This is a genomic window from uncultured Nevskia sp. (assembly GCF_903885465.1).
GTDB lineage: Bacteria > Pseudomonadota > Gammaproteobacteria > Nevskiales > Nevskiaceae > Nevskia.
This window is the reverse complement of sequence record NZ_CAISIQ010000498.1, coordinates 1-10,094: the sequence shown is the minus strand read 5'-3', so window position 1 is coordinate 10,094 and position 10,094 is coordinate 1. Positions and strand designations below refer to the sequence as shown.

The following is a 10,094-nucleotide window of genomic DNA, read 5'->3' as shown; positions in this document are numbered from 1 at the left end:
CTGTTCCGCGATCTCGGCACGCTGGATATCCAGCAGATCCTCGCGGCGGCTCCGGCCTACTACGCCGACAAGCCGAACCTGATCACCGCGATTGCGTTGTTGATGCTCGGTGGCGCGGTCGGCAAGTCGGCGCAGCTGCCGCTGCAGACCTGGCTGCCGGACGCGATGGCCGGCCCGACGCCAGTCTCCGCACTGATCCACGCGGCAACCATGGTCACCGCCGGCGTCTACCTGATCGCCCGTACTCACACGCTGTTCGAGCTGTCGCCGTTCGCCTTGCAGATGGTCGGCCTGACCGGTGCCGTGACGCTGTTGATCGCCGGCTTCACGGCGATGGTGCAGACCGACATCAAGCGGGTGCTCGCCTACTCGACGATGAGCCAGATCGGCTACATGTTCCTGGCGCTCGGTGCCGGGGCCTGGTCGGCGGCGATCTTCCATCTGATGACTCACGCGTTCTTCAAGGCGCTGCTGTTCCTCGCCTCCGGCGCGGTGATTCTCGGCTGCCACCACGAGCAGAACATCTTTCACATGGGTGGCCTGCGCAAGAAGCTGCCGCTGGCGTTCTGGAGCTTCGTGATCGGCGGCTCGGCACTCGCCGCCCTGCCCTATCTGACGGCCGGCTTCTACTCGAAGGACGAGATCCTGATCGGCGCCTGGGCCGGCGGCCATCAGGGCCTGTTCTTCGCCGCCCTGTTCGGCGCCTTCCTGACCTCGATCTACACCTCGCGGCTGATCTTCATCACCTTCTTCGGCAAGTACCACGGCCATGCCGACGTCCATGCCGGTCACGGCCTGGCTTACAACATTCCGCTGATGGTGCTGATCGTGCTGTCGACCCTGGTCGGTGGCTTCATCCATCCGCCGGTCGAAGCAGTGCTGCCGGCGACCCATCACGCCGAGCACAGCGTGCACACCAACATCGCGCTGGTGTCCGGCGCAGTCGCACTGCTGGGTGTTGCCATCGGCTACGCGCTGTTCTTCGGTGAGCGCCGCTTCGTGACCAGGCTCGGCAAGAACCCGACGGCCAAGCTGATCGCCAAGTTCTGGTTCAGCGCCTTCGGTTTCGACTGGCTGTACGACCATTTGTTCGTGAAGCCCTTCAAGTTCCTGGTCCACATCACTCGTAACGATATCTTCGACATTGCCGTCATGAGCGTCACCATCCCCCTGACCGCCCTCAATGGCCTGTTCTCGCGCACCCAGACCGGTCAGATTCGCTGGTATGCCGCCAGCATGGCCGGCGGCGCCGTGCTGATCATCGCCCTGGTGGTGCTGTCATGATCCTCGTCTGGTTGTTGGCGATTCCGTTCATCGGCGGCTTCCTGTGCTGGCAGGGTGAACGCTTCGGCCGCGGCTTCCCGCGCTGGGTCGGCCTGATCACGATGTCGACAGTGCTCGCCATCTCGCTCTATCTGTGGGTCACCGGCGACTACTCGCAGACCCTGCTGAACACTAGCAATCCGCATTGGGTCGAGGAGTTCCGGGCCGACTGGATTCCGCGCCTCGGCATCAGCTTCCATCTGGCGCTCGATGGCCTGTCGCTGGTGCTGATCGTGCTTACCGGCCTGATCGGCGTCATCGCCATCGCCTGCTCGTGGAATGAAGTGCAGCGCAATGTCGGCTTCTTCCATCTGAACCTGCTGTGGAACCTGGCCGGCGTCATCGGCGTGTTCCTGGCGATGGATCTTTTCCTGTTCTTCTTCTTTTGGGAAATGATGCTGGTGCCGATGTACTTCCTGATCGCGCTCTGGGGCCACAACGCCCCCGGCGGCAAGGGACGTGTTTTCGCGGCGACCAAGTTTTTCATCTTCACCCAGGCGTCCGGCCTGCTGATGTTGCTGGCGATCCTGGCACTGGTGTTCGCGCACTACGCCGCCACCGATGTGCTGACCTTCGGCTATCCGGAACTGCTGACCTGGACCCGCAGCGGCGCGATGTCGGCCCAGCTCGAGTGGTGGCTGATGCTCGGCTTCTTCGTCGCCTTCGCGGTGAAGATGCCGGTGGTGCCGCTGCATTCCTGGCTGCCCGATGCTCACTCCCAGGCGCCGACGGCCGGTTCGGTCGATCTCGCCGGCATCCTGCTGAAGACCGCGGCCTACGGCATCCTGCGTTTCGGCGTGCCGTTCTTCCCGAACGCTTCGCACCAGATTGCCCCGTTTGCGATGTGGCTCGGCGTGGCCGGTGTCATCTACGGCGCGGTGCTGTCGCTGTCGCAGCACGATGTGAAGCGCTTCGTCGCCTACACCTCGGTGTCGCACATGGGGTTCGTGCTGATCGGCATCTATTCCGGCACCGAACAATCCTTGCAGGGCGTGGTGATCCAGATGCTGGCGCACGGCATTTCCGCCGGCGCGCTGTTCATCCTCTGCGGTGAAGTCTACGAGCGACTGCACACCCGCGATCTGCGCGAGATGGGCGGCCTGTGGTCACGGCTGCCGTTCCTGCCGCCGATCGCGATGTTCTTCTCGGCTGCCGCACTCGGCCTGCCCGGCTTGGGCAACTTCATCGGCGAGTTCCTGATCCTGGTCGGCAGCTTCCCGGTCAACCCGGTGGTCACCATCGTCTCGGCCTCGGGCCTGATCCTGGCGGCGGTGTACTCGCTGATGATGATGCAGCGCGCGTTCTTCGGCCCGCCGAAGAGCGAGGAAAAACTGCGCGATCTCAATGCGCGTGAAATGACCACCATGCTGAGCCTGATGGCGCTGATCCTGTTCATGGGTCTTTATCCGCAACCGATCCTCGACGTGACCAAGGCAACGATGGCCGGCGTCCAGGCGGTCTACGCCACCGGCCTGCCGGTGTCGGCTACCGCCATGATCGGGGTGCAGCCATGAACCGCCAACAACTGCTGGCCCTGCTGCCGATCCTGTTCTCCAGTGCAACCGTCGTCTGGGTGATGACGGCGATCGCGATCAAGCGCCACCACTGGTGGAACGCGACGTTCTCAGTGATCGGCCTGAATCTGGCGCTGATCGGCTGCGTGGTCGCCTACTTCGTGTCGCCGCAGATCGTCACGCCACTGCTGATCGTCGACAGCTATTCCTGCCTGTACATGGCGATGGTGCTGGCCACCGGTCTGGCCACCGCGACCCTGTCGCATGCCTACATGGAAGGCTATGACGGCAACAAGGAAGAGGTTTATCTGCTGCTGAACCTGTCGGTGCTCGGCGGCCTGGTGCTGGTCTGCGCGCGGCACTTTGCGTCGTTCTTCATCGGCCTGGAACTGCTCAGCGTGCCGCTGTATGGCCTGATCGGCTATCTGGTCAAGGAACGCCGTTCGCTCGAAGCGAGCATGAAGTATCTGGTGCTGTCGGCCGCCGCTTCGGCGTTCATCCTGTTCGGCATGGCGCTGATCTACTCGCAGACCGGCGCGCTGGCGTTCAGCGACATCGGTGCCCGAGTCGCGGCGATCAGCGGCAGCGGCTACACGGTGATGGTGGTCGGCGGCGCGATGATCCTGGTCGGCATCGGCTTCAAGCTGTCGCTGGCGCCGTTCCATCTGTGGACGCCTGACGTCTACGAAGGCGCGCCGGCACCGGTCGCCGCCTACCTGGCCACCGCCTCGAAGGTCGCAGTGTTCGCGGTGCTGCTGCGCTTCTTCATCGAAGCCAAGGCCTACAACTACGAACTGCTGCTCGACGTGCTGACGGCGCTGGCGATCGTCTCGATCGTGCTCGGCAATCTGCTGGCGCTCTTGCAGGACAACATCAAGCGCCTGCTTGCGTATTCGTCGATCGCCCACTTCGGCTATCTGCTGGTCGCGTTCATCGCCGCCGGCCAGTTCGCGACCGAAGCGGTCGGCGTCTACCTGCTCACCTACGTGGTGACGACGCTTGCGGCGTTCGGCGTGGTGACCTTGATGTCGAGCCCGTACAAGAACCACGACGCCGACACGCTCTGGGACTACCGCGGCCTGTTCTGGCGCCGTCCGTATCTGTCGACGATCCTGACCATCGCCCTGCTGTCGCTGGCCGGCATCCCGATGACGGCTGGCTTCATCGGCAAGTTCTACGCGATCACCGCCGGTGTCGAGAAGCGCCAGTGGTTGCTGCTCGGTGCCGTCGTCTTCGGCAGCGCCGTCGGCCTGTACTACTACCTGCGCGCGATGGTGCAGTTGTATCTGCGCGCACCCTGGGTACGTCGCTACTCGGCGCCGCTGGCTTGGGCCCAGGGCACCGGTGGCGCGATGGTCGTCGCGCTGGCCGTGCTGATGCTGGTGCTCGGCATCTATCCGCAGCCGTTCATTGCCGCGATCCAGGCAGCCGGGCTGCACTGATGGCTTGATTGCCGGCGACGGCAGTCAGCAAAAAAGCGGCGAACATCGATGAGATGTTCGCCGCTTTTTCTAAGCCGCTTCCGGATGCTGGAGCGCTACCTGCTCGTCACGGCGCTTAGCGCATCTTGAGTCCGGCGAGGCCGGGCAGGCCCGGGGTTGCGGCAGCGGCTCCGTTGCCAATCAGTGCGACAGACACCGTATTCGCCCCTTTGACGATGATCGCCGCAACCGGCTGCGTCAGCGCGGCGCCGGGTGCTGCCAGTGGCTTGGCGAACTTGTCGATCACGATGTAGGTCGGCAGCAGCGCGTCATAGGTCTTGTTGAAGGACTTCTCGGCGGTCAGTCCCAGCATCTCCAGCGGAGTACCGGCGGTCGCCAGCACGGCGAAGCCGCTGAAGCCGTTCCGACCAGCGACGAAGCCTTCCGTGGTGTTGCCGGCAAAGAAGAATGGCGTCGAGCCCGCCACGCCGCCCGGATACTGGGCATTGCCCGACAGCAAGGTTGCCACCGCACCGGTGATGTTGGGCGCTGCAAAGGTCTGTGCCGAATAGCTTCCCGCAACCGCGAACAACGCCAGCGTGAACAGGGAACGTTTCATGGCCTTCTCCATATCTGAAACTTGTTTTTCGTGGTTGCGGCCGCGGCCGCGAGTGATCCGGAATCAGAATGAACGGAATTTTCACACTGATGCCGGCTAGCGAGGTTACGCCAATCCCCCATGCCCCCGCACTTTCTTCCGGGGCTTCCTCCTCAAAACCTTGTTGAATCCCCTTCATCCGACTTTCATGCGCAATAATCGCGCGTCTGTTCGGTAGCACGCCTCGCTCGCTACCGTGATTGCACCCAACGGAAAATTGCACACACAAGGAGACACTAATAATGAAACGTTCCCTCTTGGCCCTGGCACTGCTGGCGGCAGCTGGTTCGGCATCGGCACAGGCGGTTGGCAACCTCAGCAATCTGCGCGTGCCGCAGGCGCTCGATACCCTTCTGACCGGTAGCAACCGCTTCCAGGGCGGCCTGCTCGGCGGCTTGCCGGCCTTCGCTGCCGGCAACACCACCAATGGCTTTCTGGCTTTCCGCAATGGCGTCAGCGGCTTCGCCGTGACCCTGACCGAAAACTCCAAGCTGGAGAAGATCGGCACCGGCACCGAAACCTTGTTCGTCAAGGGTTATGACGCGCTGGAACCGCTGTATCAGAAGATCGACAATCTGACCGTTCCGCTGCTCGAGCCGTTGAATCCGAAGATTCAGCCGCTGGTGATCGAAGTCGTCGCCCTCGTCGACGGCACCTTCTTCGCGTTGACCGGCTTGCCGACCAGTGCGTACAACGTCAGCACGCCGTCAACCCGCAGCAGCGCCAATTCGCTGCCGGGTCTAGACGGTCTGCGCCTCCGCTAAGACTGCCGCAATGATTGTTGCGTGATGGGCGCCTCAGGCGAATCAGCGCGCTGATTCGCCTGAGGCGCTATCCAGGTTCACAGAATCTGGCGCAGGAAAGTCTTCAGGCGCTCGTGTTTCGGCGCATCGAAGAATGCGCTCGGTGGATCCTCGCAAAGGATCTCGCCGGCATCCATGAAGATCACCCGGTCGGCCACCGCGCGGGCAAAGCCCATCTCGTGGGTGACCACACACATGGTCATGCCTTCAGTCGCCAGCTGCTTCATCACTTCCAGCACTTCGCCGACCATTTCCGGATCAAGCGCGCTGGTCGGTTCATCGAACAGCATCACCGCCGGCTGCATTGCCAGCGCGCGGGCGATCGCCACCCGCTGCTGCTGACCACCGGACAGTTGCGACGGATAGCAGTCGCACTTGTCGGAGAGACCGACCTTCACCAGCAGCGCCCTCGCCCGCTCATCCGCCGCCGCCGCCGACAGCTTCAGCACCTTGACCGGCGCCAGGCTGAGGTTTTCCAGCACGGTCAGATGCGGGAACAGATTGAACTGCTGGAACACCATGCCGACCCGCTGCCGCAGGCTGCGCAGATCGGCGCTGCGCTGATGCAGCACGTGGCCATCGACGACGATCTCGCCGCCGGTGATCGACTCCAGGCCGTTGAAGGTTCGCAGCAAGGTCGACTTGCCCGAACCACTGGGCCCGACGATCACCACCACCTCGCCGGCTTGCACCGACAGCGAAGCGCGCTTCAGACCGAGCACACCGTTCGGATAACGCTTCTCGATGCTGCGGGCTTCGATCAGGACGGGTGTACTCATGGTCATCATCCTTGCGCGGCAAAGCGCTTTTCGAGCCGGCGCACGGCGATCGACAACACGCCGGTCAGCAGCAGATACATCAAGGCGACGACGAACCAGACCTCGAATGGGCTGAAGGTCGAGCTGACTACTTCACGGCCGGCCTTGGTCAGATCGGTCAGCGCCATCACCGAGACCAGCGAGGAATCCTTGATCAGGTTGATCGACTGACCGGCCAGCGGCGGCAGCACGCGCCGGGTCGCCTGCGGCAGAATCACGTGGCGCATGGTCTGGAAGCCGGACAGGCCCAGGCTCTGCGCCGCTTCGACCTGGCCTTTCGGCACCGCTTCGATGCCGGCGCGGACGATCTCGGCCACGTAGGCGCCGGTGAACACCGACAGCGCCACCACGCCAGCCGCGAAGGCCGACAGCTGCAACACGGTGCCGATGAAGAAATAGACGATGAAGATCTGCACCAGCAGCGGCGTGCCGCGGATCACTTCGACATAGAACGCAGCGAGATCGCGCGCCGCCGGGTTCTTCGACACCCGGCCGAGGCCGACCACGAGCCCGAGCACCAGCGCGAAGACCAGCGACAGGGCGGAGATCTTCAAGGTCAGCCACAGACCGATCAGCAACGGGCCGGGGCCCAGCTGATCTTTCTTGGCGAGCACATCGCCCTCGAAAACCAGATCGCCATTGCCGACCAGCACGCGGCTGAAGTCGGTGAAGCTCGTGGTCTCGGAGCTGCGAAGCGCGGTCATCGACAGCTGCTTGCCATCTTCGGATACCGCGACGAAACCATCGAACGGCGCTTTCTGCTCCTCGCCTTCGGTCGAGATCAGGTATTGCGGGATGCGCTCCCAGCGCCAGGTGTAGTCGATGCGCTTGCTGGCGATGTACAGCGACGCGCCGAACACGGCGAGCACCGCAACGGCCAGTCCGTGCCACAACCAGCGGGAAGTCGAATTCGGCATTGCGGGAGGAAGGCACATCCCGTGCCGAAGCCGGGATTGGGGAAGAAAAGGGTCGTCCGGACGATACCGGTTTTGGACTGGACTGTTAAGAAAACGCAGGACTAGTCCGGCAGGCTCAGCGTCACCCGCAAGCCACCGCCTTCGCGATTGCCGAGGGTGATCCGCCCGCCATGCGCTTCGATGATCTCGCGCGCCAGCGCCAGGCCCAGACCGGTGCCGCTGCGCTTGGTCGAATAGAACGGCAGCAGCGCGTTGGCCAGCACCTGCTCGCTCATGCCCGGGCCGGCGTCGCGAACCTCGATGCGCCAATCAGCCCCGACCTGCTGCACCGACAGGCTGACCGCCTCAGCCGGGCTGCCGGACTCGTGGGCGTTGCGCAGCAGATTTATCAGCACCTGCTCGAGCTGGGCGCGATCGAAGCGGCCCTGGCCGTCCGGCACGGAACCATCGATCACGAACGGGCCGTGCTCCTTCAGGCTGTCGACGAAGTCACGCCAGCCGACCTTCTCCAACCGCGGCGTCGGCAGCTTGGCGAAAGTGGCGTAGCCGTCGATGAAGCCATGCAGATGCCTGGCGCGTTCACCGATCGAGCCGAACACGCTGCCGACCCGCGCCAGATCACCGCGCCGCGCCAGCTCGGCACCGGAATGGGCCAGCGAGGAAATCGGCGCCAGCGAGTTGTTCAGCTCGTGGCTGATCACCCGGATCAGCTTCTTCCAGGTCGCCACTTCCTGGCGCGACAGTTCGCGAGTCATGCGCCGCAGCAGCAGCAGGCGATGCGGCTGGCTGGCCAGACGGAACGCCCGGCCGGAGGCGTGATACATCTCCTCGGCACCCTCGATCTCGACACCGAACAGCGCGTCCTCACCGCTGGCGACGGTCGTCCGCAGCGCTTCCGGGCAGCTGTCCAGGATCACCGTGAAGTCATGGCCGTTCATGGCGCGGCCCTCGTTGAACAGATGCCGCGCGGCGAGATTGGCGTAGGCCACGCGGTTGCCGGCATCGGTCAGCACCAGCGCCACCGGCGTGTTCTGGACCACGGTGTCGAGCAGCAATTCGCGCTGCACCAGGCCTTGTCGTTGCTCGCGCAAGGTACTGCCGAGCTGGTTGTGGGCAGCGGTCAGATCGCCGAGTTCATCGCGACGATCGGTGGCCAGCGAGATGCTGAAATCGCCATCGCGATAGCTGTCGACGAGACCGGTCAAGCCGCGCAGCAGCAGCGCCACCGGCTCGATCAGCCAGCGCGCCAGGCCGAGCACGAACGGCAGCGCGATCAGCAGCGCGACGGCGCCGGCGGTCCAGACATCATCGAAGCCGCGGCCGAGCAGCACGCCGAGCGCGATGCCGGCCGCAACGGCAAGCCCGAGTACCGCCGCGAGCTTGCCCTGCAGGGAATGGCGGCGCATTCGCTGCTCCTAGGTCAGGCGCCAGCGTTCTTCAGCAACAGCTGGACGATGCCCCACAGGCTCAGCACCAGGACCAGGGTCAGCACGATCGCCACGGCGATGAACACGACCGGCTTGCCGGCCGAGAAGTCACGCACCCGGTTCTTCTCGCTCTGCACGCCGAAGAACGAAGCCAGTACGCTGAAAATCGTGTCGAGCAGACTCGGCGCTTTGGCCCCAGCCGAGCTCACGGGCGGCTTGTTATCGGGCTCGGGCATCGCGATCAATAGTCCGCCAGCAGCTTGTTCGACAGCACGGCGTCCTCGGCGGACTTGGTCTTGATGTCCTCGGCGATGAATTTCTCCAGCTTGCCGCCGAGCAGCGGAATGCCGCAGCTGACGTTCCAGTTGAAGGCGTTGGTCGCGTTCGGCGTGCCGGACACTTTCATGTCGGCGCTGATCTTGATCGGCACGCCCTTGATCTCGATTTCCAGACGGCCGACGCCGCTGGCCAGATCCCAGGTGTCCTGCTGGATCACCGTGTTGTATTCGGCGAGGAACTTGCGCGCGAAGTCCGGCAGCGAGCTGGTATCGGACTTCTGCTGCGAGCGATGCTTGATCCGGAACTTGTTGCCGGCGGTCTCGCATTCGAGGATCTCGAAATCCTTGACGCCGGCAAGCGTCGCGTACTTCTTGTCGAAGTACTTGCGGTCCGAATACATCTTCAACACCGATGCGGCCGGCTTGTTCAGGCGATGGCTGTCTTCGAATTTCATGGGCGTCTCGACTCGTAAGGAATAGTTGTAGGTCAGCAGCTGCGGTACTCAGACCGCTTCGTCAGCGATGCCCAGCGCCTTGAACAGCGGCGCCCGGGTTTTCAGCTCGGCATCCAGTGTCGCCAGCATGATGAACACGCCGGCCAGGCGACGATGCAGGAACGCGATCTCGCGCGGCGGTACGCGAAAGTAGCGCGACAACGCATTGCGCGCCGCGATGTTGGCCACCCGCATCGGCAGCCGGCTCTGACCCCAACGATAGTCGCCGTTCGCAGTCAGCAGTTCCGGTGGCGTGGTCGGATCGTCCGGCGTATTGAATGGCTCGGTGATCAGCTCGCACATCTCGGCGAAGGCGTTCTGCACCGCGTCGGGAAAATTCGCCTGCATCATGCCGATGTCGACCGCGCCCTTCAGCGTGCGCACGCGATCGTGCAGCGAGGCACCGGCCACGACATCGGCGTAGGCATCGATGAAGCTGCG

At 63.8% G+C, this 10,094-nt stretch carries 10 protein-coding genes and 1 pseudogene; 4 read left to right on the top strand and 7 right to left on the bottom strand.

All coding sequences use genetic code 11. The features are described 5' to 3' along the window. The 3 genes from QZY06_RS19265 to nuoN all read left to right on the top strand — a co-directional run. A partial coding sequence (locus tag QZY06_RS19265) for an NADH-quinone oxidoreductase subunit L (protein ID WP_295687168.1) occupies positions 1–1,284 on the top strand: 1,284 nt, incomplete at its 5' end. Then, complete coding sequence (nuoM, locus tag QZY06_RS19260) at positions 1,281–2,837, top strand: NADH-quinone oxidoreductase subunit M (protein WP_295687166.1); 1,557 nt, start codon at positions 1,281–1,283, stop codon at positions 2,835–2,837. The genes QZY06_RS19265 and nuoM, both read left to right, overlap by 4 nt. Continuing rightward, complete coding sequence (gene nuoN / locus QZY06_RS19255; protein ID WP_295687163.1) at positions 2,834–4,279, top strand: NADH-quinone oxidoreductase subunit NuoN; 1,446 nt, start codon at positions 2,834–2,836, stop codon at positions 4,277–4,279. The genes nuoM and nuoN overlap by 4 nt, the downstream gene beginning before the upstream one ends. Positions 4,280–4,394: 115 nt before the next feature. On the opposite strand, the gene QZY06_RS19250 is transcribed toward nuoN, so the two are convergent. Continuing rightward, positions 4,395–4,877 (bottom strand): hypothetical protein, encoded by a 483-nt coding sequence (locus tag QZY06_RS19250; protein ID WP_295687161.1) that lies wholly within the window; start codon positions 4,875–4,877, stop codon positions 4,395–4,397. Between the two features lie 281 nt (positions 4,878–5,158). Between QZY06_RS19250 and QZY06_RS19245 the strand changes: the two genes are divergently transcribed. Next, complete coding sequence (locus QZY06_RS19245; RefSeq protein WP_295687159.1) at positions 5,159–5,680, top strand: hypothetical protein; 522 nt, start codon at positions 5,159–5,161, stop codon at positions 5,678–5,680. Between the two features lie 77 nt (positions 5,681–5,757). Here the strand turns inward: QZY06_RS19245 and QZY06_RS19240 are convergent, their stop codons facing one another. From QZY06_RS19240 to QZY06_RS19215, 6 genes and pseudogenes are all read right to left on the bottom strand, one after another. Beyond that, the gene (locus QZY06_RS19240) at positions 5,758–6,504 is read right to left on the bottom strand and encodes an amino acid ABC transporter ATP-binding protein (RefSeq protein ID WP_367275682.1); all 747 of its coding nucleotides are present in this window, start codon (positions 6,502–6,504) and stop codon (positions 5,758–5,760) included. Then, positions 6,504–7,454: an amino acid ABC transporter permease gene (locus tag QZY06_RS19235; protein WP_295687155.1), complete on the bottom strand. Its 951-nt coding sequence runs from the start codon at positions 7,452–7,454 to the stop codon at positions 6,504–6,506. Before QZY06_RS19235 ends, QZY06_RS19240 begins: the two co-directional genes overlap by 1 nt. Positions 7,455–7,555: 101 nt before the next feature. Further along, positions 7,556–8,860, bottom strand: coding sequence for an ATP-binding protein (locus QZY06_RS19230; RefSeq protein WP_295687152.1), 1,305 nt, complete (start codon positions 8,858–8,860; stop codon positions 7,556–7,558). Positions 8,861–8,874: 14 nt separating this feature from the next. Beyond that, a complete protein-coding gene (locus QZY06_RS19225) occupies positions 8,875–9,090 on the bottom strand; it encodes a DUF2970 domain-containing protein (protein ID WP_295687149.1) in 216 nt (71 codons plus the stop codon). A gap of 32 nt (positions 9,091–9,122) precedes the next feature. Beyond that, a complete protein-coding gene (locus QZY06_RS19220) occupies positions 9,123–9,614 on the bottom strand; it encodes a DUF2505 domain-containing protein (protein ID WP_295687147.1) in 492 nt (163 codons plus the stop codon). 48 nt (positions 9,615–9,662) lie between these two features. Next, positions 9,663–10,094 (bottom strand): annotated as a pseudogene (locus QZY06_RS19215) (AarF/ABC1/UbiB kinase family protein); the annotation flags it as partial.

Excerpts from the sequence above, each read along its gene's own strand:
- QZY06_RS19245 (WP_295687159.1), top strand. The coding sequence starts at position 5,159 with ATGAAACGTTCCCTCTTGGCCCTGGCACTGCTGGCGGCAGCTGGTTCG.
- QZY06_RS19220 (WP_295687147.1), bottom strand. The coding sequence starts at position 9,614 with ATGAAATTCGAAGACAGCCATCGCCTGAACAAGCCGGCCGCATCGGTG.
- QZY06_RS19250 (WP_295687161.1), bottom strand. The coding sequence starts at position 4,877 with ATGAAACGTTCCCTGTTCACGCTGGCGTTGTTCGCGGTTGCGGGAAGC.
- nuoM (WP_295687166.1), top strand. The coding sequence starts at position 1,281 with ATGATCCTCGTCTGGTTGTTGGCGATTCCGTTCATCGGCGGCTTCCTG.
- QZY06_RS19235 (WP_295687155.1), bottom strand. The coding sequence starts at position 7,454 with ATGCCGAATTCGACTTCCCGCTGGTTGTGGCACGGACTGGCCGTTGCG.
- QZY06_RS19230 (WP_295687152.1), bottom strand. The coding sequence starts at position 8,860 with ATGCGCCGCCATTCCCTGCAGGGCAAGCTCGCGGCGGTACTCGGGCTT.
- QZY06_RS19240 (WP_367275682.1), bottom strand. The coding sequence starts at position 6,504 with ATGACCATGAGTACACCCGTCCTGATCGAAGCCCGCAGCATCGAGAAG.
- nuoN (WP_295687163.1), top strand. The coding sequence starts at position 2,834 with ATGAACCGCCAACAACTGCTGGCCCTGCTGCCGATCCTGTTCTCCAGT.